Source organism: Methylophilus sp. 13, assembly GCF_015354335.1.
Taxonomy (GTDB): domain Bacteria; phylum Pseudomonadota; class Gammaproteobacteria; order Burkholderiales; family Methylophilaceae; genus Methylophilus; species Methylophilus glucosoxydans.
This window is the reverse complement of sequence record NZ_JADKYR010000007.1, coordinates 69,733-95,835: the sequence shown is the minus strand read 5'-3', so window position 1 is coordinate 95,835 and position 26,103 is coordinate 69,733. Positions and strand designations below refer to the sequence as shown.

22 protein-coding genes, 1 tRNA gene and 1 pseudogene are annotated in these 26,103 nt (G+C 51.5%); 7 read left to right on the top strand and 17 right to left on the bottom strand.

What is annotated here, in order from left to right:
* Window positions 1–77, top strand: a pseudogene (locus INP77_RS14040) (integrase core domain-containing protein); the annotation flags it as partial.
* Between the two features lie 110 nt (window positions 78–187).
* On the opposite strand, the gene INP77_RS14035 reads toward INP77_RS14040, so the two are convergent.
* Window positions 188–961, bottom strand: a complete 774-nt coding sequence (locus INP77_RS14035) for an exodeoxyribonuclease III (RefSeq protein ID WP_194749696.1) — start codon at window positions 959–961, stop codon at window positions 188–190.
* Between the two features lie 27 nt (window positions 962–988).
* Between INP77_RS14035 and pyrE the strand changes: the two genes are divergently transcribed.
* On the top strand, window positions 989–1,636 hold the full coding sequence (gene pyrE, locus INP77_RS14030) for an orotate phosphoribosyltransferase (RefSeq protein ID WP_194749695.1): 648 nt from the start codon (window positions 989–991) through the stop codon (window positions 1,634–1,636).
* A 42-nt stretch (window positions 1,637–1,678) separates the two neighbouring features.
* Here the strand turns inward: pyrE and INP77_RS14025 are convergent, their stop codons facing one another.
* From INP77_RS14025 to INP77_RS13970, 12 genes are all read right to left on the bottom strand, one after another.
* Window positions 1,679–2,068 carry a YidB family protein gene (locus INP77_RS14025; RefSeq protein WP_194749694.1) on the bottom strand — a complete coding sequence of 130 codons (390 nt, stop codon included), beginning with the start codon at window positions 2,066–2,068 and terminating at the stop codon, window positions 1,679–1,681.
* 171 nt (window positions 2,069–2,239) lie between these two features.
* Window positions 2,240–3,325 (bottom strand): pseudouridine synthase, encoded by a 1,086-nt coding sequence (locus INP77_RS14020; protein WP_194749693.1) that lies wholly within the window; start codon window positions 3,323–3,325, stop codon window positions 2,240–2,242.
* A 44-nt stretch (window positions 3,326–3,369) separates the two neighbouring features.
* A complete protein-coding gene (locus INP77_RS14015) occupies window positions 3,370–4,653 on the bottom strand; it encodes a biosynthetic peptidoglycan transglycosylase (protein ID WP_194749692.1) in 1,284 nt (427 codons plus the stop codon).
* Window positions 4,654–4,665: 12 nt separating this feature from the next.
* Window positions 4,666–4,980, bottom strand: coding sequence for a ferredoxin (locus INP77_RS14010; protein WP_194749691.1), 315 nt, complete (start codon window positions 4,978–4,980; stop codon window positions 4,666–4,668).
* A gap of 31 nt (window positions 4,981–5,011) precedes the next feature.
* On the bottom strand, window positions 5,012–5,965 hold the full coding sequence (locus INP77_RS14005; protein WP_194749690.1) for an energy transducer TonB: 954 nt from the start codon (window positions 5,963–5,965) through the stop codon (window positions 5,012–5,014).
* A 15-nt stretch (window positions 5,966–5,980) separates the two neighbouring features.
* A complete protein-coding gene (mpl, locus tag INP77_RS14000) occupies window positions 5,981–7,351 on the bottom strand; it encodes a UDP-N-acetylmuramate:L-alanyl-gamma-D-glutamyl-meso-diaminopimelate ligase (protein WP_194749689.1) in 1,371 nt (456 codons plus the stop codon).
* A 70-nt stretch (window positions 7,352–7,421) separates the two neighbouring features.
* The gene (gene thiE / locus INP77_RS13995; RefSeq protein ID WP_194749688.1) at window positions 7,422–8,048 is read right to left on the bottom strand and encodes a thiamine phosphate synthase; all 627 of its coding nucleotides are present in this window, start codon (window positions 8,046–8,048) and stop codon (window positions 7,422–7,424) included.
* Window positions 8,032–8,889, bottom strand: coding sequence for a hydroxymethylpyrimidine/phosphomethylpyrimidine kinase (locus INP77_RS13990; RefSeq protein WP_194749687.1), 858 nt, complete (start codon window positions 8,887–8,889; stop codon window positions 8,032–8,034). Before INP77_RS13990 ends, thiE begins: the two co-directional genes overlap by 17 nt.
* A gap of 11 nt (window positions 8,890–8,900) precedes the next feature.
* Window positions 8,901–8,974, bottom strand: a tRNA-Gly gene (locus INP77_RS13985).
* 104 nt (window positions 8,975–9,078) lie between these two features.
* Entirely contained in the window at window positions 9,079–12,744 is a 3,666-nt protein-coding gene (locus tag INP77_RS13980) for a YDG domain-containing protein (RefSeq protein ID WP_194749686.1), read from the bottom strand.
* 193 nt (window positions 12,745–12,937) lie between these two features.
* The gene (locus tag INP77_RS13975; protein ID WP_228518954.1) at window positions 12,938–14,647 is read right to left on the bottom strand and encodes a ShlB/FhaC/HecB family hemolysin secretion/activation protein; all 1,710 of its coding nucleotides are present in this window, start codon (window positions 14,645–14,647) and stop codon (window positions 12,938–12,940) included.
* 138 nt (window positions 14,648–14,785) lie between these two features.
* Window positions 14,786–17,053: a primosomal protein N' gene (locus INP77_RS13970; RefSeq protein ID WP_194749685.1), complete on the bottom strand. Its 2,268-nt coding sequence runs from the start codon at window positions 17,051–17,053 to the stop codon at window positions 14,786–14,788.
* A 59-nt stretch (window positions 17,054–17,112) separates the two neighbouring features.
* Between INP77_RS13970 and argS the strand changes: the two genes are divergently transcribed.
* The 3 genes from argS (at window position 17,113) to INP77_RS13955 (ending at window position 20,116) form a co-directional block, all read left to right on the top strand.
* Window positions 17,113–18,771, top strand: coding sequence for an arginine--tRNA ligase (gene argS, locus INP77_RS13965; protein ID WP_194749684.1), 1,659 nt, complete (start codon window positions 17,113–17,115; stop codon window positions 18,769–18,771).
* A 40-nt stretch (window positions 18,772–18,811) separates the two neighbouring features.
* Entirely contained in the window at window positions 18,812–19,405 is a 594-nt protein-coding gene (locus tag INP77_RS13960) for an SPOR domain-containing protein (RefSeq protein WP_194749683.1), read from the top strand.
* Between the two features lie 66 nt (window positions 19,406–19,471).
* Entirely contained in the window at window positions 19,472–20,116 is a 645-nt protein-coding gene (locus INP77_RS13955) for a thiol:disulfide interchange protein DsbA/DsbL (protein WP_194749682.1), read from the top strand.
* Between the two features lie 40 nt (window positions 20,117–20,156).
* Here INP77_RS13955 and INP77_RS13950 read toward each other — a convergent pair whose 3' ends face one another.
* Both INP77_RS13950 and INP77_RS13945 read right to left on the bottom strand, forming a co-directional pair.
* Window positions 20,157–21,848, bottom strand: a complete 1,692-nt coding sequence (locus tag INP77_RS13950) for a TrkA family potassium uptake protein (RefSeq protein WP_194749681.1) — start codon at window positions 21,846–21,848, stop codon at window positions 20,157–20,159.
* 13 nt (window positions 21,849–21,861) lie between these two features.
* Window positions 21,862–22,236, bottom strand: a complete 375-nt coding sequence (locus tag INP77_RS13945; RefSeq protein WP_194749680.1) for a DUF6394 family protein — start codon at window positions 22,234–22,236, stop codon at window positions 21,862–21,864.
* A 59-nt stretch (window positions 22,237–22,295) separates the two neighbouring features.
* Here INP77_RS13945 and INP77_RS13940 point away from each other — a divergent pair, with 59 nt between their 5' ends.
* Together INP77_RS13940 and INP77_RS13935 are read left to right on the top strand one after the other, a co-directional pair.
* Window positions 22,296–23,120: an SDR family oxidoreductase gene (locus INP77_RS13940; protein ID WP_194749706.1), complete on the top strand. Its 825-nt coding sequence runs from the start codon at window positions 22,296–22,298 to the stop codon at window positions 23,118–23,120.
* Between the two features lie 97 nt (window positions 23,121–23,217).
* Window positions 23,218–23,439, top strand: coding sequence for a hypothetical protein (locus tag INP77_RS13935; protein WP_194749679.1), 222 nt, complete (start codon window positions 23,218–23,220; stop codon window positions 23,437–23,439).
* Between the two features lie 54 nt (window positions 23,440–23,493).
* Here INP77_RS13935 and INP77_RS13930 read toward each other — a convergent pair whose 3' ends face one another.
* Both INP77_RS13930 and ettA read right to left on the bottom strand, forming a co-directional pair.
* Window positions 23,494–24,258 (bottom strand): arylamine N-acetyltransferase, encoded by a 765-nt coding sequence (locus INP77_RS13930; RefSeq protein ID WP_194749678.1) that lies wholly within the window; start codon window positions 24,256–24,258, stop codon window positions 23,494–23,496.
* 92 nt (window positions 24,259–24,350) lie between these two features.
* Window positions 24,351–26,015, bottom strand: a complete 1,665-nt coding sequence (gene ettA / locus INP77_RS13925; RefSeq protein ID WP_194749677.1) for an energy-dependent translational throttle protein EttA — start codon at window positions 26,013–26,015, stop codon at window positions 24,351–24,353.
* Between the last annotated feature and the right edge of the window lie 88 nt (window positions 26,016–26,103).

Below are 26,103 nucleotides of genomic sequence, written 5' to 3'. Positions count from 1 at the left end.
TAGGCATACGTATTAGCCATAGCCGTCCCTATCACCCACAGACCAATGGTAAAGATGAACGGTTCCACCGTACGCTCGGCGAAAAAGAACATTTCAAACGATAAGCAACCTACCAATAAATCACTTTCATTTATTCAATAATCGCCAAACTAGATTCCGGCAAGGTAAAAAGAACAACTTTCCTAAATTAATCCGCATAATCCACAATCAACGGCGCATGATCACTAAAACGCTCTGCCTTATACACGCTCGCGGCCGTCACCTTCGCACCCAATGCTGGCGTTGCCAGCTGATAATCAATCCGCCAGCCCACATTCTTCGCCCAGGCCTGACCACGATTACTCCACCACGTGTAACAGTCATCTGTAGTATCCGGGTATAAGCCTCGATAAGTATCCACCCAGCCTACACGCCCAAGCACATCCGTCATCCAGGCGCGCTCTTCTGGCAAAAAGCCGGAGTTCTTTTTATTGCCTTTCCAGTTTTTGAGGTCGATTTCCTGATGGGCAATATTCCAGTCGCCGCAAATTACGACCTCGCGGCCACAGGCAATCAACTGCTCCAGATGCGGCAAAAATTTTGCCATCACGGCAAATTTGAATTGCTGCCGCTCTTCGCCGCTAGAGCCGCTCGGCAGGTATAAAGACACCACGCTTAGATTGCCGTACTGACATTCCAGATAGCGCCCTTCAGCGTCTATTTCGGCATGGCCCAAGCCAATAATCACCTTGTCTGCAGGCTGCTTGCTGTAAATCCCCACACCGCTATAGCCCTTTTTCTCAGCATAGTGAAAATAGCCGTGGTAACCAGGCGGCTGCAGCATGTCAGGCTGCATGTCACCGGCTTGGGCTTTGAGCTCCTGTAAACACACAATCTCGCCGCCACTATTCGCCAGCCAGGGCAAAAAGCCTTTGTTGCAGGCTGACCGTATGCCATTGAGGTTCAAGGTTATAATACGCATTGTTTAAATACTTTCTGCTTTTTTAAAATGACTGCCAACACACTCAGTGCCGATTTTATTGCTTTTTCCATCCACAAACAGGTATTGCGCTTTGGTGAATTTAAAACCAAAGCCGGCCGCTTGAGCCCATATTTTTTTAATGCTGGCCTGTTTGATGACGGCGAGAGCATGCTCAAACTGGGTGAGTTTTATGCAAACAGCATTCTACAGTCTGGCTTGCAATTCGACATGCTGTTTGGGCCAGCTTATAAAGGCATTCCGCTGGTGACCGCGATCAGTATTGCATTTGCACGTCTGGGCCATAATTATCCGTATGCGTATAACCGCAAAGAAGCCAAGGACCATGGCGAAGGCGGGACGTTGGTCGGGGCTGCATTGAACGGCCGTGTGCTGATTATTGATGACGTGATTTCTGCGGGCACTTCTATCCGGGAGTCTGTTGAACTCATCCGCAAAGCAGGAGCCACGCCTTGCGCGGTCAGCATCGCCCTGGATCGCCAGGAAAAGGGGCTAGGGGAGTTGTCTGCCGTGCAGGAGGTTGAACAAACCAACCAGATGCCGGTGGTCAGTATTGCCAAACTGGCTGACCTGTTTGCCTATTTGCAAGGCAACGAAAAACTGGCGCAGTATTTCCCGGCCATCGAAGCGTACCGCGCACAATATTGCGTACGCTAAGCCGGCGGATCCCACTAAAAAGCGAGCATCGGCTCGCTTTTTTTATTTCAGCATGCCCATCAAGCGCGACATGATAAGTGCCGGATTATTCTCCACCACACCATTCGGCGTTAATTGATTCACCACATCGGGTAAATGTTCGGCAATTTTGCTGCTCAGCTCATCGGTCGTCATATTCAACTTACCGGCGATCCCGCTCAATACTGCAGTCCCCAAGGCAGCCCCGACTTGCTGGGCGCTCACATTCAAATTCGCCCCTGTGCCTACCCACGAATCAACCTGCTCGCTCAAGCCGCCGTTTTTCAGCGTTTGCAAAATGCCAGGCAAGCCACCGTATTGTTGAAATAGCTCCATCGCCAGTTTTGCCAATGGACCTTTATCACCCATGACCTTGTTCATCATGGCACCAGCGACGCTATCGAATAATCCCATTCTGGGCTGCTCCTAGTTTATTGTCCAAATAGTTCTTCTTTTATTGCACCTAGGCAACGATTACCCCGGCCTGGATCCGCCCTAGGCCGGAATGACAGATCCCAAGAACCAATCAATCTACTTTAATAACTATCTTAGAAGTAGATTGTTTACCGATTCAGAAAAGACCAATCAAAAACGCTCATGCTCACCCAAATACCGCCATTGTCCCGGCGGTAACTTACCCAAGTTGATACTGCCTATGCGAATCCGTTTTAAGCCGACGACGTGCAATCCCACCAATTCACACATGCGACGAATCTGGCGCTTACGCCCCTCTCGTAACACAAATCGCAGTTGATCTTCATTTTGCCAGGAAACTTTGGCAGGTTTTAACTGCACCCCATCCAGACTCAGGCCATGATTCAACAAAGCCAGGCCATTGGCACTGAGCTGACCTTCAACCCGCACCAAGTATTCTTTTTCAACGCTGGAGTCATCCCCGATCAGCTTGCGCGCAACGCGGCCATCTTGTGTGAGTACGAGCAGTCCGGTTGAATCAATATCCAGCCGCCCGGCGGGGGCCAAGCCACGCAAATGGCCTCGCTTGAAGTGGATACCGCTGCTATCTTCGGGCCATTGATTGTCTGGATTGACCAGTACTACTGCTGGTTCATAGCCATCTTCAGCCTGGCCGCTAACGTAACCCACGGGTTTGTGTAGCAGAATGGTGACGGTTTCGGCCTGATGCTCTTTGGCATAGGCACTGATAATAATCTCGGCCGCTGGGTCAATGCGGGTGCCCAAGGTTTCAATGATTTCACCATTGACCTTGACCCAACCGTTCACGATCCAGTCGTCGGCTTCGCGACGTGAGCACAAGCCGCGGTCGGCCATGACTTTGGACAAGCGAGGCTGCTGGTCAATGGCAGCGGGCGCAGGGGCTGACGGGCGAGGGGGGCGGTCATCGGTTTTTGCCATGCGTGGACGCGGCTGGTCGCGGTTGTATTGTCGACGGCCATCGTTGGCGGTGGGTGAGCGTCTCTCTTTTTGTTCGGGTTTGCCATCAAATGCACGTGGCTTTTTATCACGCACGGCTTTTTCTTTGCGTGCGGGTTGCGCTTGTGCGTCGCGCGCTTGCGGCTCGGCTGCAGCACGTTCTTTTTTGACAGGGGGCGCTTTGCTGCGGTCACGCAGCTCGGGTGAAAGTGGCCGCACCGGCTTTTCTCGTTTTTGTTCTGTGGCCGCGGGAGATTTATTGAGTTTGAGCGTAGACAAAGTAGTCGTCTCACCATAGAAAATGAATAAGACGCTATTGTAATTTATTTGACTGGCAGCGGACGAAAATTCAGGGTGCCAGGCTGTTTGCGGGCACTTTCCGGCATATAGTGCAAAATACTTTCAGCACGCGACAATACGGGGTTTCTGGCAATAAACTGTTGTTTCCAGGCACGGTGCGGGTTGCGGATGATGCCCGCCAGCCAGGCGGCCTGAATCGGATTCATCTTGGCAGGCTCCAGGCCAAAATAATAGTTGGCCGCTGCGTGTGCACCACACAGCCCCGGGCCCCAATCCACCGTATTCAGATACAAATTAAGAATTTGTGTTTTATTTAAAGTGTGTTCGAGCTGCACCGCGTAGAGCAATTCTTCAATTTTACGCTTCCAGGTCCGTTCACCATTGGTGAACATGTATTTCACGACCTGCTGGGTGATGGTGCTGCCGCCTACCGCTTTATCCGTGCTTTCTTTGCCTAATAGCTGCCGCATTTGCGTGAGCACATAGCCGGGATGGTGCCTGAACTCGGCATCCTCGGCGATGATCACCGCCATCGGCAGCCAATGCCCCATGTTTTCATAACTGAGCCAGTGGACTTTTTCAGGATGTTTTTGCTCATCAAGCAAGGGGCAATCATACTGCACCGTCGACGCTGTGACCTTGCTGAGATCAAGCCCTGTGACTTGCAGCTGTTCAAGCTGAGGTTGTGCACTCCAGCTCTGCTTGGGCCAGCGCAGGGTGCCGCTGGCGCTAAGAATGCCTGAGACATGCGCCTGCGAGATGCTGGAGGAATGACTGGCCAAAGGTGCCAGCAAGCTCGCTAAGGGGGTAGCAGGCAGCGTCCAGTTAAGCTTTAAGGCGTGCATGGTGACTTTGCCTTCAAAGTTAATTTTGAAGGCGGGCGGGGGCACTGCGGAAGGAGCATTGGGGAGCGCTGAGGACTGTGCAACCAGGTGTCCGTGAAGTTGCTGGCCATTCAGCTTTAGCCATAACTCGACACTTTCCAGCATCAGGGGCTTATCACTCACCGATTTAGCGATTAACCAGCATTGCTGGCAGTGGACACGCAAGCCGTCTGCATCATACAAGCGGATCTGGCCATGGTGCAGGCTAAATGCCTTGTGGTCCAGCCACCAGCGGCCAACTGGCGAGGTCGCCAGCATGAACAGCGGCAACACACGGACCTGAACGCCACTGCCTATCGGCAGCTTTATTCGCCAGGCAGTTTTATCATAGGGCTGCCAAATCCAGGCAGTGACGGCGAGCGTTGTCAGCAGGACAGCTGCCAAGAGCGTGAGTAACAGGCGTTTGCACCAGAGTCTGACCATGTTGAGCAATGCTTAGACCACCAGGCGCTCCACAACCTTGCCTTGCTGCAGATGACTTTCGATGATGTCGTCAATATCGCTTTCATCGACAAAGGTATACCAGACCGCATCTGGATAGACGACCATGACCGGGCCAACGCCACAACGGTCCAGGCAACCGGCACGGTTAATCCGCACTTTGCCAGCCCCAGCCAAGCCTTGCTGTTTGACCTGCTTTTTCATGTAATCAAAAGCCGCTTCGGCACCTTTGTTCATACAACAGTCTTCACCGTTTTCACGCTGGTTCAGGCAGAAAAAGACATGGTATTGAAAGTGGCTTGGAGTCATCTAAATTGCCTCAGTAAATAGGGACTGCACATTACTCAGTCGAAAGTTGGTCATCCCTGGTAAAGTTCCAGGTACGGGTAATACTCAGCACATCGGTATCCTGACGAATATCTTCGGTGAATACCGGAAAGGGCGCGGCCAATTGCACAATGCGCCGTGCGGACTCATCGAGCAACCTGTGCCCGGAGCTGCGATGAATACGAATACCTTCTATCGACCCATCGGCCTTGATCGACACCGTCATCTGCAATTGACCATATAACTTTTGTGTTCGAGCCGCCTGCGGATAATTCAGGTTTCCCACACGCTCAATTTTTTGCCGCCATTGCTCCACATAATTCGCAAAGCGATATTCGCGTGTGCGGGCACCGATAAACTGTCGCTTGGGCCGGTTCTCATAGGCCTCCTGCTGCTTGGCAATCAATGCTTCCAGCTTGGCCATTTCTTGCATGGCAGCCAGTTGCGGCTGTGATTGCTCTGGCAGCAATTTTGCCGGCGTTTGCTCTTTGCTGGATGGATGCGGCAATGTGGACGGCGCCTGCAGACTAGTGACCGATGTACTGGCTTTTAGTTGCGTCAGTAGTGCCTGTGCTTCTTGCTCCAGTTGGGTCACCCGCTGCTTTTCTCGAACCAGCTCAGACTCTTGCGGGGCCGCAGCAGGCGTTGCTGAGGCGGTGTTTGCCTGTGGCGTAGCGGGCAAGGCTGCTTGTAATTGCTGCACGCTGGGCAGCGGACTTTTCATCTGCCGCTTTTCATCGGTATTGCCGCCGCGATCGAGGTTGGCTTGTGCCAGCGCATCAGCTTTTTCTGGCGCACTGCGGGTTTTACTGTTGACCAGCATCACCTGCAAGGAGGGAATCTGGTCTTTAAACGCCTTGAGTTCGGGCTGAAAATGGAGCGTCAGCAATACGGCGTGCACCAGTAAAGAAGCCCACAAGGCCCATACCAGTGGTGACTGTTTGCTGAAACCTTTCACGAGGCCCATGCGGCGTCTGCCTGTTTATCCCTGCAAAGCCTGCAATAATTTCTGGTGCACGCCGCCGAACCCGCCATTGCTCATCACCAGCACATGGTCGCCAGGTTTGGCCATGGCGCTGACAGCGGCCACTAACTGTGTCAGGTCATCAAAGGTTTGGGCTTTGTGCTGAATCGGCGCCAGCGCCGCTGCAGCATCCCAGCCCAGGTTGCTGGCGTAGCAAAATACGGCATCGGCATCGCGCAGGCTATCGGGCAGGGCCTCTTTCATTACACCTAGTTTCATGGTGTTAGAGCGTGGCTCGAGGACGGCCAGAATGCGAGCTGCGCCCACTTTGGCACGCAAGCCTGCAACCGTGGTGGCAATCGCGGTAGGATGGTGGGCAAAATCGTCATACACCGTGATATCGTTAACCACGCCTTTGACTTCCATGCGGCGTTTGACGTTTTTGAATTCGCTCAAGGCCTCAATCGCTATGCAAGGTGCAACACCGACATGGCGGGCGGCGGCAATCACAGCCAGCGCATTATTACGGTTATGTTCGCCGAGCAGATTCCAGCTCACATTGCCCTGGCGCTCACCGTTAAAAAACACATCAAAACGACCTTGGGCGTCCACATGTTGCACTTGCCAGCCACTCGCGCTGTCTATGCGCTCCACAGCACTCCAACACCCGCGTGCAAGTACCCGGTCCAGGCTTTCTTGTTGGTTCGCAACCACAAGACCTTGCTGAGGCACGGTGCGCACCAGGTGATGGAACTGCTTTTCAATAGCGGCAAGGTCGTCAAAGATATCTGCATGATCGAATTCCAGATTATTCAGTACGGCTGTACGCGGACGGTAATGCACGAACTTTGAGCGCTTGTCGAAGAAAGCGGTGTCATATTCATCGGCCTCAATCACAAAGAAAGGGGAGACCGATTGCGGATCTTGCCTGGGTGTTTGTGGCAACCGCGCAGAAACACCAAAGTTTTCAGGCACGCCGCCAATCAAAAAGCCCGGCGCCAACCCGGCGTACTCCAGCACCCAGGTCAGCATCGAAGACGTGGTGGTTTTGCCGTGTGTCCCGGCCACGGCCAGTACCCATTTACCTTGCAGCACATTCTCTGCCAGCCACTGTGGTCCAGAAATATAAGGCAATCCCTGATTGAGGATTTCCTCCATCAGCGGATTGCCGCGCGTCACCACGTTGCCAATCACGTAAATATCAGGCTGCAAGCCCGTTTGCGAGGGATCAAAGCCCTGGATCAACTCAATGCCCTGAGCCTCGAGTTGGGTGCTCATAGGCGGGTACACATTGGCATCACAGCCAGTGACCCGATGCCCGGCCGCCTTGGCCAGCACGGCGATGCCGCCCATAAACGTGCCACAAATGCCAAGGATGTGAATATGCATAGAATTTACCAGAACAGATTAACGCATGCATTTTACCAAACAACGTCTGGCAAAACGGTAGTGATGTGATTCAATTTGACGCAAATAAAGACTGATATGCCCGGCAGTGGGCAGTGATATCGTCCGCCTGGAAAATATCGCTAATCACGGCCAGTGCATCCGCGCCAGCCGTGATCAATGGACGGGCATTCTCCAACGTTATCCCCCCAATGCCAACCACCGGCACAGACAACTGTTGCCTGCCTTGCGCAAACAACGCAGTCTCGGCACGCGGCGCATTCGGCTTGGTAGAAGAAGGATAACAGGCGCCAAAAGCCACGTAATCCGCCCCCGCAGTTTGCGCGTGTTCCGCCAGCGAAAACTGGTTATAGCAAGAAGCGCCAATGATTTTTTGTTTACCAAGCAGGGCGCGTGCCTGCGTGATGGCACGGTCATGCTGACCCACATGCACGCCATCTGCATCCAGATGAGCGGCCAGATCAACATGGTCATTAATCAAAAAGGGAATCTGCGCGCCACGGCATAATGCCAACAAGGCTGCCGCTTGCTCCAGACGCAAGGCCTCGGTGGCCGTTTTATGACGGTATTGCACAATGGCAACGCCTCCACGCAAGGCCTGCATCACCTGTTCGCACAACAGTGCAGTGTCATCACAATCTGGCGTGACCAGATACAAACCTTTAATGCTGAAGCTCACTCGCCTTTTCCTGTACCTCGGACTCACGTGCCCAGAAGAAACGGTCGGGAATAAACTGCCCCATGCCCGGCCTAAAAGCGTGACGCAGGGTTTGCCAGGTGAATTCCTGTGCTTCATGCACGGCTTCTTCCATACTCAAGCCATGTGCCAAACATGCGGTGATGGCACTGGTGAGCGTGCAGCCAGAGCCATGATAACTGCCAGGCAAACGCTCCCAGTGATAATCCTTGATCAGGCCAGGCGCCCCATTTTGTAAACCATACAAACTGTTAACGACGTCATTTGAACGCTCGTGCGTGCCCGTGATCATCACATATTCAGCCCCCATGCCCAGCAGGCGTAGCGCACATTCTTCAAGCGAGCTATGCTTCACCTCGTCGCTTTCATCGTAATAGGCCAGGCGACGCGCCTCCAGGCTATTAGGCGTAATCAGAGTGGCTTGCGGGAACAAGAGCTCGCACATCGCGGCCTGCATTTCTTCATTCGACAACTCATCGCCGCGGCCGGATGCAAGAATCGGATCGATGATAAGCGGCACATCCGGGTAATCAGCCACTATCTCGGCAATCACTGCCACATTTTCAACGCTCCCCAGCAAACCCAATTTAAACGCGCTGACGGAGACATCTTCCAGAATGGTGCGTGCCTGATCATTGATCAGGTCTGCATCCAGCGGCATCACGCTCTCTACCCCCACCGTATCTTGCGCGGTAATGCCAGTAATCACTGACAACGGGTAGCACCCGATGCTGGAGAGCGCCAGAATATCGGCCTGCACACCTGCACCACTGCTGGGATCTGTGGCCGCAAACGTTAAAACGGTGGGAGGGGTATTTGCCATGAAAAATCCTTTGGAGCGGCTGACGGGAATCGAACCCGCGTATCAAGCTTGGGAAGCTGGCGTTCTACCATTGAACTACAGCCGCAGATGAACGGGCTCTATTTTACTTGGTGTTAGCATGAATACAAAACATTATTCAGCATAAAAATAAAGCCGGACAATTGCCCGGCTTTATTAACACTCAACACATTAAATACAATTCGAGTTCACACCATCCGGCAATTTAACGCCAGAACTAAGGATAGGCGTACTACCCAGATGATCTTCATTCACTGGACAAGCCACTGCATCCGGATCTTCATCATCCCCCGCAGCAGGGTTCAGTGAAACGATGGTCATCGTATTCAAAGCAGGGTTAGTTCCGACTAGGCCACCTAAACCAGCGTTGTCACGTGGTGAGATATTCAACGTTGTAGTCGTTGGGGTCGTAGGGGGCGTTGGAACAGCCAAAATACTAGCTGTAGTCGTTGCGGTATTATTAACCAGTGTATAGTTACCTGCATCTACACCACCTAAGGTTATGCCACTGATATTAACAGTTTTACCAGCACCTACGCCACTATCAATAAACTGCCCATCAGCTGTCGCCACTGTCAGCTGATCATTACCCAACCGTCCATTAAATATGGCAGCACCCGTATTGAGCGTAGCGAGTGTATTACCATCAAAGACTTTGTCATTGGCTGTGATACCTGCCACCGTGGAGACTGTAGCAGGCGTAACTTTGCCTACAGCACCAGTCGCAGCTACTGAAGTCTGATTATTAGTTAATGTATAACCATATACTTGCCGCACGACACTCGCACCATTCCGAAACCCTGTGTTAGTGACACTTACAATAGAGACAGGATTCGTGGTTACAACTTTGTTATCACCTACATTTTTGTTGTCATAAGTCGCCGAAACCAATTTACTGTAATTAATCACATCGTTATCACGCCCTTCTTTCACCAAGTCCAGACCAGCGATGCTTGCATCCGTAGTCGTGTCATAAACCTTGGTTGCAGTCCCACTTACTTTTGGATCAATTACAATTGTTTCAGAATAAATCAACCCATTGCCTTTGGCTGCGGCATTTATCTGCTGCGAGCCACTTTTTACGGCATCATAGCGGGTACCGTATTGTTTAAAGTCGTATCCATTCAGAATTTTTGAGCCACGTTGACCAACATCCGGTGATTGGGAGTAAATCAACCAACGCCCATTAGAACCAGTTGAAATGTCAAAGTTATTTGTATTTTTGTATCCTACAGCAGCGACCATAGTTACTGCGTCAGCGGAATTGCTTGTAGTAACAATGTTCCCTTTTTGAATGATATCTTTACCAGCACGGACAAAAATATTTGCAGAGTTACCATTCACACCAGTACCAGTTTTAGCACCCGCATTATTGGTGATACCACCAAAAGTGACATCGCCAGTGGTTGCTACCAAATTAACGGCACCCGCAACGCCACCAGACTTATTCGTACCATTACCGTCTGCACCAGATGCAGTTACCTTTCCAACTGTGAGGCTAGTGCCCGCGGTAATATTTATATCCCTCGCGCTCTTACCATCAGTATCACTTCGCCCCACACCAGCACTGGTATTGATATCACCCGTTTTAATTTCTCCTGCTGCATTCATGGTGACTTTAGCACCGAGATTATTAATTCCACCATTGGCGTTAACATTGCCCGTAGTTATGTTGCCTGCTGAGCTAGCCAAGGTTACATCTCCAGATAGCGTTGAACTCGCCGATGTTGAGCCAGCATCTCCAGCACTGGTAGTAATACTGCCAACAGTAATATTATTTACTGTATTGATAGTAACCACTCCACCTTGTCCACCACTGCCTAATGTCTGATTAGAAACTGACCCACTCGTATTGATATTACCCGTCATGGTCAGACTGTTGGCCTTAATCTCTACATTGCCACCATTGGCACCAGTACCAGGACCAACTGCTACACCAGCAGCATTAATATTGGCATTGCCAAGGTTTATGTCCCCTCCTTTAGCCTCCATTTTTACACTCCCAGCAATACCATTGAATATATTGCCTGTCGTGTTGATATTCCCTGTGGTCTGCGTTATGTTCGCGGCGGAAAGGAATATCCCTTCACTCCCACTCGTGATATTTGCGTTGATATTGATATCGCCGCCATTTTTACCATCTTTATCTGCTATCAAACTAATCGAGCCAATTGGCCCTGATTGAATATTTGCATTTACATTAATATTGTTATTTGCTTCCATTCGGATACTGCCATTAGGCAAGTTCATTGAAACCGGACTTTTGACTGTAATGTCATTGTTAGCTTGTAAAAATAACTCGGTAAATCCCTGAACATTCGATATATTGATTACGGTATTTACACCAGAATTATCGGCAAAGGCCACATCAGGCGTCCCTGTTGCTTGATCCGTCAACGGTGTAGGCGCCGTATTATCCAAAGTAATATTCTCTGGATCAAACAAAATACTACCGCCTATGCCATTGGCTGCACCAACATTGACATCACCGAGCATGGCCAAGTGCTGCTTACCAGAGACCTCAACAAACCCACCGTTTCCACTCTTGGCGCCGCCTTGAGCAGAAATCTCGCCATAGTAACGGGTTAAATCATCTGCCCAGACCACCACTTTGCCGCCATTGCCTTCTTGAATGGCATCCGCTTTGATCGTTGCACCGCTGGCTACATAAGTGGTTCTAGCGTTGTAAACCGCGTCATTTTTACCTTGATAATCACCACCGATCAATACTTTGCCACCGCCTTTATCGCCAGAAGCATCAAGCAAAGCGCCGTTCATCAAAGCCACTTGCTCACCTGTGACCTCAATGCTGCCGCCAGTAGTGTTCAGACCTTTCGCAATCAGCTGACCTGAGACTTGAACCTTGGCATTATCGCCACCCTCCAGACGGATGACGCCATTACGTTCGACCAATTGGTTAGCTTCAACAATCCCGGAGATGTTGATTGCAGAAGCACGGGCATTGGTAGCCATTTGTACAAAGCCGCCATCGGCATAAATGGAACCACTGTTCTTAATGGTGGCCTCGAGTGCACCACCAGACAATTTGGTTTTAACCAGTCCATTGCCAAAAAAGTCCAGTGTCGCTTGTTGGGCAGAGCCCAATACAACACTGCCATTGCTCGCTACCAAGGTGCCACTGTTATCAACGGTTTTACCTAAGAGAACAATGTAGCCTTCATTTTTGGCTTTGATAACGCCATAGTTTTCAACGTTACCAACCATGGCACCCGCGGCAAAACTATAATTACCCTTAAGGAAATTATCATTAGTGATATTCAAGCTGGAGGCAACGATGTTGCCAACGTTAACCTCGGAACCATTACCAAACAAAACGCCGTTTTGGTTAATCAAGAAAAGGCTGCCATTAGAATTGAGCGTTCCCATGATTTCTGAACGACTATCACCAATCACGCGATAAAGCGCGCGACCAGCATCAGGCATCACAACATCAAGCTGATGGCCTTTCTCTACACCAAATTTGTAAAAATCAACAATATTGACGTTTGCAGTATGGGTATATTGGGTATGTGTGCTGCTCAAATCTTTGACCGTAAGATCACCCGCAACCACCCCGGCAACCACATTGGTATCAGCAAAAGAAGTCAATGGAGCGAGGACCGCAGCAAATGCACTGGCGACAAGCATGCCACGCTTGGCAGAAGAGGTGATAGCACCAATATGTCGCTTGCCTACATAGCCAGAAGCCGGTTCAGGCATTTTTCCACTGACACTGGACTTACCTTGCGCGCGCGCGGTCTCCGCAACGGCAACCCAAGCTTGCTGAAGCCGACTCCACACAAGACGGTAGATATGGTTTAAGGATGCTGCTTTCATGACACTTCTCCTTGTTAATAATAAACGCCACCGATCTCATGACCAGTGGGTTACCATTACTTCTCTCATATTCCTGATATGAATGTAATTTTGGTTCAGGAATTTTTTTTTGTATGTAGCCCAGTATGACTAATGCCTATTCATCCGAGCTACTTATTTTGTTTTTGCCAGGCCGAGGCCTGTTGGTTTACTACTAGAAATTTTTTCTCAACTGACCCCAGAGCTGATACTCAGTATTACTTGACGAACCATCCAGATCGCGCTTTTGCTGGGAGTAGGTGGTCGTTAATACCCACTGCCCTGGAATCTGGATATCAGTACCGACACCCACATGCTGGGAGCGGACATAGTTGCTGCTGCCAATCGGGTCATGATTTAACTTGCCACGACCAGCATCGTAAAAAACAAACGGCGTCACAGCTTGGATGTAGGGAGTCACGTCAGCGCCCGTGGTCGCAAAAGTACGGCGTAAATCAGTTCCTGCCATCCAGCCTTGGTCTGCCTGGCTGGGGATATCAGAGAATTGACGCCAGCGGTTAATGGCGCCAATACCAAAGCGCTCTGCGATATCAAGGTTACTATTTGTGCCTTGGTAATCTGCCCGCACAATCCAGTTAACGCCATTGTCGAATACCTGCGTACGGCTGGAATTCCAGTTCCATTTGGTAAAACTGCCTTGAACATCCAGTTGAGCCTTGTCATTTGCTTTGGCTGCGTTGTCCTTAATTGAAACATTCCCCTGTGTCAGCACCAAACTCCACTGATAAGCAACATCACCTGCTTCATTGATCCAATCACCTAGCACACCTAATTCCACGCTACTGATATTTCGACGGTTATCAATAGAAAATGCTTTTACTTCGTCATCGAGAATTTTGTAGTTGCTACCCACTTTGAATGAAATGCTTTTTTTGGTTTCACGTAACCAGGGATGTTCTAAAGACGCATAAAAATAATGCGCATCGCCCGACGCATCAAACTGTTTGAAATCGCGACCAAGCTCATAATCTACATAGCTGTAAGCCAGATTTAAAATATTACCTGCACTGCCAACAGGGGTCAGATACAATCCACTCAATGAGCGCTGACCTTCATCTCTGGAAACTTTACCCACCACCGCCAATTGATCTCCACGACCGTTCAGGTTGTTGACGGCACCGCCAAAACCTAATGTTTCTCGACCGGTGTAACGGTTGCCGTAAGTGTTTGCCGCAACATACCCACTGTAACGCGCTCTGGGTTCAACAGACACAGCCACATCTGAACTGCCCACGGCCTCACCGGGGTTGAGCTGAGAGGTGACCTGAATGCCCGGCAAGCCGTTCATCACCATGATATTGCGCACGAGGTTGCGCTCATTGAGCACATCCCCCTTGTTCAAGCCGTACTCGGAAACAGACTGGAAATAAGATTGATCCAGCCCTTCACCAGTTTCGGCTTTCACCTCGCCCAAAGTACCTTCCAGAATCGCCAACTCAACCACAGCTTCTGCTTCAGTAGTTTTTTGCAAATCTTGCGTAGGCAAATAGACTTGTGTCAGCAAGTAGCCACGTTGGCGGTAATAGTTCCGAATGGTACCCACCGCTTCATTCAGCTCGCGCATACCCACTTCATGGCCAGTCAGCGAGGCGACTTGTGCGGCAAGCACCTCATCTGAAAACTGTTTGTTGCCAGAAAATTTGAACGCCTTTACCACAATCTTGAGACTGGATTTCTTTTGTTTTTTTTCTGGCTGTGGCGTTTCTTGTGGTACCTGAATAATGGGCCGTGGCTCTGGAATAATCGGTCTAGGAATATTGGGCTGCAAGGGCTCCGGGAACGAAACGCCCCCTGCCAAAACCTGCGAGCAATATCCCATGACCAGCCAAGGAATCAGGCGCATACCTGTCGTGTGTTTTTTCAAGATGACTCCCCAAAACTTTTATTAAAATCAATATGCTACAAATAATATCGCAACCCTTAAATTTACCTTAAAAAACAATCAAACACTAACCCTTTTTTACAAAACACCCTGTCATTGAAGACCACTTTTGCAAATTTGCTAGTATTCCAGGGCATCGACATCCAGCACCCAGCGAATTTTCGCCTGTAATGGATGTGCTCTTACCCAGGCGACGGCGACTTGCAGTAGCTGCTGCAAGGCGTTGCGATGTGCAGATTGCATCATCACATAACCCCGCTCCATACGGTTCAGGCGTGCAAGCCCTGGTCTGACAGGATCATAAATTAGCGGCTGATCAGGCAAAGTTGCAGCATGCTGATCGACATAGGCTCTGGCCGCCAGACTAAACTCCGTCAGAAACTGGTTTACCAGGGCATACTCAGTGGCTTCTGCTTTCATCACGGCAATATAGGTAGCAGGCGGGAACTGCATCGCCATACGCTCTTGCAACAAAGCCTGTGCAAACTCGGCGTAATTCTGCTCGCGCAAGGCGGCAAATAAAGGGTGCTGCGGGAAGGCCGTTTGTATTAACACCTCACCCGGTTTTTCACCACGGCCGGCACGACCGGCCACCTGCATTAATTGAGCAAACAAGCGCTCGCTGGCGCGGTAATCCGGGCTATACAATGCACTGTCGGTATCGAGCACACCCACCAAGGTCAGATTAGCAAAATCATGGCCTTTGGCCAGCATTTGGGTGCCCACCAAAATATCGATTTCACCGGCATGCACCTCGGAAAGCAAGGTAGTTAAAGCATCTTTGGCCTGAATGGTATCTCTGTCCACGCGCGCGACACGCGCCTGCGGAAACACCTGCTGCAGCGTTTCCTCGATGCGTTGCGTCGCCTGACCAACCGGGCGCAAATCCGGATTGCCGCAACTTGGGCATTGCAGCGGAATAGGCTGCTCATCGCCACAGTGGTGACAACGTAGCACACGCTGCCGCAAGTGCAGCACCGCTTTGGCAGAGCACCTGCGGCAATCGGCCAGCCACTGGCAGGCCGAGCAATGCAGCACCGGGGCATAGCCACGGCGATTAATAAACAACAAGCTTTGTTCGCCACGCTGCAAACGCTGCTCTATCGCCTGCTTTAACAAGGGCGTCAATCCGGCTTCTGGCGGCGGATGCGCAGTATCTATACAAAAAATACGCGGCAATGTGGCTTGTGACACCGCCCGCTTGTTTAATGTGAGCAAGCGATAAATCGGCTTTCTGCCGCCTGCGTGCTCCTGATCGCCCGTTGCGTTGTACCAGCTTTCCAGCGAAGGCGTGGCACTGCCAAGCACCACGGGCACACCATGCTGCTTCGCACGCACCAGCGCAACGTCGCGGGCATGATAGCGCATGCCATCTTGTTGCTTGTAAGAGCTGTCATGCTCTTCGTCCAGAATCATCAGCTTGAGGTGAGGCATGGGCGTAAACACACTCAAGCGCGTCCCGATCACAATGCGTGCGGCGCCAGACTGGGCCGCTTGCCAGTTTTGCAAGCGCTCACTCTCACTCAAATGACTATGCAAGGTAACCAATGCGTACTCACTGAGCCGGCTACGAAAACGGCTCTCCAGCTGCGGTGTCAGGTTGATTTCGGGCACCATAATCAGCACTTGCGACTGTGGATCAGCCAACACTTTTTCCAGTAAGCGAATATACACCTCGGTTTTACCCGAGCCCGTGATCCCAAACAGTAGCCAGGGCTGAAAACCATGCAGGCGGCCCAGAATCGCCTCAACGGCCGCGGCCTGCTCGTCATTGAGTTCGGGGATCTGCGCGGAGGCAGGCATGGAGGGCCGCGTCGCGATGACTTCTCGCCTGTTTACATAGCCGCCATCCAGCAAGGGCTGTAACGCTTTGCGCCAAGTGGCAGAAACCGCAGCGAGCATGGCCTCACTGCATTCGGCGTGCTGCTGTAGCAAGGCCAGCAACCTCGCTAAGACTTGTTGCCGCTTGCCGATCAACGCATCTGGCACCGCTTGTGCCAGATGATAGAGCCACATTTTGCGCGACACCGCCGGCTTGATTTGCCGCAAGCGCAATGGCAGGCTGGATAATACGGTTTGCCCAAACGGATAGTGATAATAGTCTGCACAAAAGCGCAACAATTTGAAGCTGGCAGTATCCAGCGGCACGTCGTCAAACACTTGCAATACCGCTTTGAGCTTGTGCAAGGGGATATCGGTCTCATTGACCAGAGCCATCACGATCCCCACCAGTTGCCGTCCAGCAAATGGCACCACCACGCGGTTACCCACTTTGATCACCAGGCCAGGATTCAGGTAATCAAACTCACGGTCCAGCGGCACATCAAGCACGACGCGCACAATGCTGGCGGACGTGGTGACCTGAGGAGCGGCGGATGTTGAACACATGGGTGAAAAGGCTTAATTAGGTTAAAATGGCGGTTTGACGATAACGCATCATTTTAACCTTGAAACAAACGATCACAGAACTGATTCTGCAAGCGGTGACGCCGCTGGTGGCAGACACCTCCAGTCTCCATATCATCCTTGAGCGGCCAAAATCTGCCGAGCATGGGGATTTCGCGACCAATATCGCCATGCAACTGGCTAAACCGCTCAAGCAAAATCCGCGCATGATTGCCCAGCAGATTATCGACGGCTTGCCCGCCAACCAGGTGATCAGCAAGGTGGAGATTGCGGGTGCAGGCTTTATCAATTTCTTTTTGTCGGCAGATAGCAAACAGGCCATCGTGCACGATATTTTGAAACAAACCGACCAGTTTGGCCGCAACCCGGCAGGGCAAGGCGAAAAAGTTCAGGTGGAGTTTGTCTCTGCCAACCCCACTGGCCCGTTACATGTGGGCCATGGCCGCGGTGCTGCGGTCGGCGACTGTTTATGCCGATTACTGGCCGCCAATGGCTGGGAGGTGACGCGTGAGTTTTATTACAATGATGCAGGCGCACAAATCGATAACCTGACCAAATCGGTGCTGGCGCGCGCGCAAGGGATAACGCCAGACGATGCAAGCTTCCCTGAAGATGGTTACCGTGGGGACTATATCCTCGAAATTGCAGAGGCCTTTTTAGCCAAAGCGACGGTGACTGCTGACGACATGCAGGTGACTGCCAGCGGTGATGTCAATGATACGGAATCCATACGCAAGTTTGCGGTGGCTTATTTGCGCCATGAGCAAGATTTGGACTTGCAGGCATTCCAGATCAAATTTGATGTGTTCTCACTCGAAAGCGCGCTATACACCGAAGGCAAGGTAGACAACACCGTGCAATCGCTGCTCGCCAGTGGTCACACCTATGAACAAGACGACGCCTTATGGCTGCGCACAACGGATTTTGGTGATGACAAAGACCGCGTCATGCGCAAAAAAGAAGGTGGCTACACCTATTTTGTGCCGGATGTCGCTTACCATCGTGAAAAGTGGCAGCGCGGTTTCAAACGTGTGATCAACGAGCAGGGCGCAGACCACCACAGCACCATTACGCGCGTGCGCGCCGGGCTACAAGCCCTCAATGTTGGCATTCCGCAAGGCTGGCCCGAATACGTTCTGCACCAAATGGTCACGGTGATGCGCGGCGGTGAAGAGGTCAAGCTCTCCAAACGTGCAGGGAGCTATGTGACTTTGCGCGACCTGATTGAAGAAGTTGGCTGTGATGCCACCCGTTACTTTTTGGCGGCGCGTAGCCCGGATTCGCAATTGGTGTTCGACATCGATCTGGCACGTGCGCAAACCAATGACAACCCGGTTTACTATATCCAGTACGCGCATGCGCGCATTTGCAGCGTATTGAATCAATGGGGCGGCGATGTTGGCAGCCTCACCACCACCGACCTGTCACCACTCAACAGCGCCGCAGAAACAACCCTGATGCAAGCCTTGGGGCAATACCCTGAAGTGGTCAGCAGCGCCTGCCAGGCACTGGCACCGCACATGGTAGCCAACTATCTCAAGGAGCTAGCCAGTGCCCTGCATAGTTATTACAATGACACCAAATTTTTGGTGGATGATGCACAAGTCAAACTGGCACGCCTGTCGCTGATTACCGCAACCCGCGTTGTCCTTCGCAATGGCTTGTCTTTGCTGGGGGTAAGCGCCCCGGATAAAATGTAAGCACCTGAAAAGTGCCCGAATTGATTGGTTCAAATTATCTATGAGTCGCGACTACAAACCCTCACAAGCCAAAGCAAAAAGCAAGAGCAGCGGCAGCACCTTCTTTAACGGCCTGCTGGTCGGCCTGTTTTTGGGCGTCGCCTTGACGGTCGCGCTCATCATTTATATCAAAGGTGACCACAGCCCGTTCACCAGCGCCTTCAAGAATGACAGCGGCTCGCAAGAGCTGCCGATCAAAAGCACCGTCACCGAAGAAGAAGTCAAACCTGGGAGCACCTCGATTGAGGACCCTAACAAATTTGACTTCTACACCATTTTGCCGGATACCGAGAGCAAAATCAGTGAAGAGCAAGTGAAAAAGAACCCGACCATCAAACAAGAAAGCTACTTTATTCAGGTGGGCGCGTTTGCCAAAGAGGATGATGCCAACAATCTCAAAACCCGACTGGCACTGGTAGGCTTTGAGGCCGTTGTACAAACGGCAGAAATTCCGAACAAGGGCACCATGCACCGTGTACGCATTGGACCGCTCAACGATCTGGCAAAAATTACAAAAATCAGCCATGACTTGGAAACCAATGGCTTTCAGCCTAATCTGATCAAGGTCAATATCGAATCTTCAGCATCGCATTAATGCTGTCATCGTATCGCCAACTGTCACGTTAAACCATTACTTTCCACACATAAGGAAACGAATATCATGAAAAAAATGTTGTTAAGTTTGATGCTCTGGGCAGGCTTCACCGCCACTGCTGCCTTGGCTGAGCCGCAAATGGGTGAGCAATTTGATCAGGTTGCACAGCAAATAACGACCGATCAACCTGCCAAAATCGAAGTGATGGAGTTATTCTGGTACGGCTGTCCGCACTGCTATCACATGGAGCATCCGCTGGAAGCCTGGGTGAAAAAATTACCTGCGGATGTGTATTTCAAACGCATGCCAGCCTTACCCAATGCCAGCTGGGCGCCCATGGCCAAAACCTATTTTGCCATGCAAGAACTGGGCGTACTGGATAAACTGCATACCCCATTGTTTGACGCCATTCATAAAACAAAAAGCTTGAACCCGGCGGACGAAGCTGCAGCCATTGACTGGGTGACCAAACAAGGTGGCCTGGACAAGATTAAAGTTGAAAAAGCTTTTAAGTCGTTTGCGCTGAACATGCAAATGAACAAAGCCATGCAGGTGTTCCGCGCTTCCGGCGCTACAGGCGTACCTGCCTTGATTGTTGATGGCAAATACATCACCGGCAGCTCCATGGCCGGAGGCAATGAAGCTGCCTTGCAAACCGCGGACTTTATTATCCAGAACGTGCGCAAGGACCGCGCAGCGGGTAAAAAATAAGCACCAATGACAATAAATAACCCTGCTTAGGCAGGGTTATTTATTGTTTCAGCCAGCGACCAATCCAGCTTTCAGGCATCTCATTCCCTGTCACCAGATAATGCAAGGTTTTCAGGTCGTGCAGCAGATAGCGCTGGATCGATTTGGCCTGATCCAGACCACAGAATAAAATTTTATCGCCCATCTCCAGCGGCGTCGCCAGGTCCGGTAATAACATTTTTTCACCCGCGCGCAGCAACATTAACGGCACCACCGGCATTTCATGCCGCTGTTGACCGGCAGGATTCATGAGTAAATGCTTGAGCGCTGGTCCCAAGCCTTGCTGCATGAGGCCACACACCGCCACGGCCATGTCATCCGCAATCGTAATATCCCAGGTATCTGGCACTTGCTCACCGAGCTTGGAAACCAGTTGCGCAATCACGGCATTGGCCCAGGCATTGCCCTGATGCCGCGCCGTGGCAAGAAACTCGGCCAACATGGGTGAAACCATATAAGACAAACAGGTGTGTGCAATCACATCACTGGGCTGCATGGTGATGTCGGCATCAAAATGTTGAAACAGCGGCTCGTTATGGCGCTTGTTCTTGCGGATGATCACAAACAGATTAGGGTTGAGTTCCAATGCCGTCATGACGATAGACAAGTTATTAATGTCATTGTCGGTGCCCGCTACAATACCCACCGCCTGCTCAATCCCGGCCTGTTTCAAGATGTGCGACTCCACACCGCTGCCGATAATGCATTGCTCACATTGCGTGCCTGCCGGATCTGCCTCGATGATCGTGACATGCATGGCCTCATTTTGCAGGCTTTTGACGACGGACTTGCCAAAGCGACCAAAGCCACAAGCAATCCAGTGGCCTTGCGGAATGGCGGCCGGGGTTTCAATCGCATCGCCCGGTGCACGCGTCAACCACTCATGCAGCAGGTAAGTGCCCAATGCGTTGAGCCGCATGGCCAAGTGTTCCCCAAAAATATGGTAAGGATTAATAATGCGGTCTGTGCCAAACGAGGCCATATTGGCGGCGATGACATCATCCTGTACACGCGCCAGCACCGGCAATCCAGGCTTGATCAGCTTCACCGCCACCGAGATTGCCAGGTTGGCATGGTCATCATCGGTCAGCGCCGCCACCCCGCGGCACATGGGATTTTTAATGCCGGCGTAGAGCAACACCTCGGATAACTTTGCATCTGCGCATAAGTGCGGAATATGAAACTGGTAATTCGTCAGCTCAAGTTCATTCACGCGTTCTGGCGAGCGTTCAAGCACCACCACCCGCAACTCGTTTCTATCCAGCGCCCTGACCAGCTCGCCGCCGGTTTCCCCATAGCCACAAATCAGGTAAAACGGCTCCATCAGGTTTTTGACATCGCGCTGGAAAATCGCAGTTTTAAACGCCTGCTTGAGTGCGCCCTCCTGAAACAACCCGATAATCGCCCCGATGGCGTAAAACCAGGAGATCACCGTCACATAAATCGAAAAAGTCATCCACAGACGCTGTGGCGTGGTAAACGGGTAGGGGAGTTCACCAAAACCGATGGTGGTCGCGGTATAACTCAGAATATAAAAGGCATCGAAGAAATTCAGATGATAGGCTTGGCCGCGGTCATTTACCCCGGGGATCAACACAAAGCCAATCATCGCAATGGCATAGCTGACAATCAACATCAGCAGCGGCGCACGCATGCGCCGCAAAATCCAGAACACAATTTGATTGAGCGTCATGCTGACTACGTGCTTAGCGACGCAGGGTCACGGTTTCATAAATCAGCAAAATGACCGACGTGATATTGGCGAGAAATGCACCACCAGACAAAGAAACCACCCCGACAATCACCTCAGTATCCGCGCCGTTGCTACCAGCAACGGTCCAGATAATTGCTGCGCCAATCAACTGTAAATCGGCGACCAGGCTGGTAGCGAGGTGGATCGCACCAATCTGCGTCCGGTCACCAAATTTAAGTACGGTGGCGATCAAATTCACCACAATGGCGACATACAACTCGTAATGCAAGTGATGTTGCGGGTTATCAATATCACCAACAAAAAATCCAAAGTTAAGCGTCATGGCTAGAATAATAAAAAAGCCAAAAATCACTTTTTCCAAATTCATCTACGTTTCCCCGACCAGTGTTTTATGGCATTCTACCCGATTAAAATTTGTTTACTGCAATGTATTTTATGGCGAAAACCAATTCTGACTGCCTGCATATTGTGATTACCGGTGCCTCCAGTGGCCTAGGCGCCGCCATGGCCACGGCCTATGCCCAACATTATCGGCAACAATTGCAACTAAGTCTGTGCGGTCGCAATACGGGCGCCCTGCAAGCGCTTGCCAGTCAGCTGAGCAGCCAATATCAGGTTGCCTGTACAACTTACAGCGTCGATGTAAGGCAGGCAGACCAGATGCAAGCCATGGCGCAAGCCGCCATCCAGCAATATGGCACCCCGCATATCGTCATCGGCAATGCCGGCGTCAGCCGTGGCACCCTCACCGAATACCAGGACGACATCCCCGCCTTTCAAGCCGTGTTTGATACCAACGTCATGGGGCTGGTGCACACCTTTCAACCGTTTATCGAGGCCATGAAACAGGCAACGGAGCAGGGCAAGATGGCGCAACTAGTTGGCATCGCCAGTGTGGCCGGGATTCGCGGCTTGCCTGGCGCCGGCGCTTACAGCGCGAGTAAAGCAGCGGCCATTACCTACCTCGAAAGCCTGCGCGTCGAAATGCAGCAATATGCTATTACCGTCACCACCATCGCCCCCGGCTACATCCGCACGCCCATGACCGACATCAACACCTACCCGATGCCCTTTCTGATGGATGCCGATGTCTTCGCCCGCAAAGCCATGCGCGTGATTGCCCAACAACGCCGCTTTAGTGTCATCCCCTGGCAAATGGGTATCGTCGCACGCCTGCTCCGCCTGATCCCGCCCGGCCTGTGGGACTGGATCATGAAAAAAGCGCCGCATAAAGCCAGGCTACCCGATTAAATTTAGCCGCCATCAAGGTTGATTAGCCCGAACAGGCTATTGAGTAGATATTTCAGTTGGAGATAATCAAACAAACCCACCTTGTTTTAAGAGAAGTATGGACAACACCCAACCCCGCCAACGCCCTCTACAGCCACAAGCACACGAGGTCTGGCAAGACCAATGCCGCATCTGCCTGATTAACGGCAAGCTGGTTGCCTTGCCTTATATTGAAGCGTCACGCTTTGACGATTACGAATTCGGTGCCACGCTGGCAGCCATTAATGCCAACCGGCTGATACGCAAACTGGTGAACAAAGAGCAATCCTCTCCACGCTAGTCAAACCAGCCTCTGCGACGTCCTGCCAGGTCAGGATGCATGGAGCAAAGGTTTTTACGTCGACAACCCAAAGAGGGTTTTAAGCGTATCGCTACGCTCACTCTTCGGTATGATCCTTTTTGTCACCACGCCATCGGTGATGGTTTTCAAGGTGTCGCCGAATAAAATCATCCTGCCTGCCGGCTGATGTAATACAACCAGCAATCTCTGCACAAAAATCGCCTCAGGGTGAGTGGAGTTCATAAAATTTGCCGGATAAAAATCAATCCACTCCCAGGGATGCAGGTCAAACGCAAATTGGTTTTGCCAGCCCTCATCGACGCGTGCCTGTACTAAAAACTCGCGCTCGCCCTGGGTACGCAACATAAAGCAATCATGGTCCTGCATGGTTTCCGTATCCAGCCTATTTAAGGCCAGTGGTGCGCGGATACCATAGCTGCCAAAACCCAAATCACATAACCAGGCTTGTTGCTCGAGATGTACCACAATTGCCATATGCGTTTTGGGTCTGCGCACCGGATAAAACATTGGTCGCGCCGCGACCAGTTGAAAGCGAAAGCCCAGCGCCTGTAATGCCATGGCAAAGACCCCATTCACTTCGTAGCAATATCCCCCGCGTTGCCGATAAATAACTTTCTCGACTATCTCCTCTGGCACCATGGAAACCACCTTGCCAGCCTGTACATCCAGATTTTCAAACGGCACACTGAATAGCTGACAGCGCATGAGTGCACGCAAGGTCTCGATATTGGTGTCAGGCTGTCCCACATAGCCTATGCGGTTGAAATAATCCTGCAGTTTGAAATTGGTTGCTTGCATGTGAATAGGATCCTGTGAACAAGTTGCTCTGAAGTGCGCTCCACAGTAACACGATCACCATAAAAAAGCCCACCTTGCGGGTGGGCTGTCTTTTATCGCGTAATCGGTTTATAGCGGATACGTTTGGGTTTGGCACCTTCTTCACCCAGGCGTTTTTTCTTGTCAGCTTCGTATTCCTGATAGTTGCCGTTGAAAAACGTCCATTGCGAGTCGCCTTCGGCGGCCAGAATGTGTGTGGCAATTCGGTCCAGGAACCAGCGGTCGTGCGAGGTGACCAGTACGCAACCTGAAAACTCAAGCAAGGCATCTTCGAGCGCTCGCAGGGTTTCCACATCAAGGTCATTCGAGGGTTCATCCAGCAGCAAGACATTAGCCCCGGAAATCAGGGTCTTGGCCAAATGCAAGCGACCACGTTCACCACCCGAGAGTTGACCAACGATTTTTTGCTGGTCGCCACCTTTGAAGTTGAAGCGGCCAATATAAGCCCGGCTAGGCATTTCAAATTTACCAACGCTGAGCACATCCAGCCCGCCAGAAATCGCTTCGAATACGGTTTTATCGTTGTCCAGGCCATCACGGGTCTGGTCGACTGCAGCCAGTTTAACCGTTGGGCCGGTGATGATTTCACCACTATCAGGCTGCTCCTTGCCTTGCAGCATGCGGAACAGCGTGGACTTACCGGCACCGTTGGGGCCGATCACGCCAACAATCGCGCCAGGCGGAATGGTGAATGAGAGGTTATCAATCAACAAGCGATCCCCAAAGCCTTTGGAGACGTTGCTAAACTCAATCACCTGGTTGCCAAGACGGTCACCGGGCGGGATAAAGATTTCCTGCGTCTCGTTGCGGCGCTGGTATTCGACGCTGGACATTTCTTCATAACGTGCCAAGCGCGCCTTGCTCTTGCTCTGACGCGCTTTTGCCCCTTGGCGCACCCATTCCAGCTCTTGCTTCATGGCTTTGCGGTGGGCGTCTTCCTGTTTTTGCTCCAGCGCTAAGCGGTCTTCTTTTTGTTCCAGCCAGCTGGAGTAGTTGCCTTTCCATGGAATACCCTCACCGCGGTCCAGTTCCAGAATCCATTCAGCAGCATTATCCAAGAAGTAGCGGTCGTGGGTGACAGCCACCACGGTGCCGGGGAAGCGCACCAGAAACTGTTCCAGCCACTCGACGGATTCCGCATCCAAATGGTTGGTCGGCTCGTCCAGCAACAGCATGTCAGGTTTTGACAGTAACAATTTGCACAAGGCCACGCGGCGTTTTTCACCGCCTGACAACGGGCCGATTTTTGCGTCCCAGGGTGGCAAGCGCAGTGCATCGGCGGCAATCTCTAATTGCTGCTCGACATCACTTCCGCTGGCGGCCAGGATATTTTCGTACTTGGCCTGCTCTTCGGCCAGTTTGTCAAAATCGGCATCAGGTTCAGCATAGGCGGCATAAATTTCTTCCAGCTTTTGCTTGGCTTCCATGATAGCGCCCAAGCCGGCTTCGACCTCCTGACGCACGGTTTTATCAGCATCCAGCTGTGGCTCTTGTGGCAGATAGCCAATCGAAATATTCGGCTGCCATTGCACTTCGCCTTCAAACTCTTTATCCGCGCCCGCCATGATGCGCAGCACGGTCGACTTGCCTGAGCCGTTTAAGCCCAGCAAGCCAATTTTTGCGCCCGGGAAAAATGAAAGGGAAATATTTTTGATGATTTGCCGTTTGGGCGGCACGATTTTGCTCACGCGGAGCATGGACATCACATATTGCGCCATTTGTATTACATCCAGAGTATGGTTGGAAGCGGCTATTTTAACGCAGAGCGAGGATAAACAAGGAATTCTTTAGCGTTAGATAACCGCG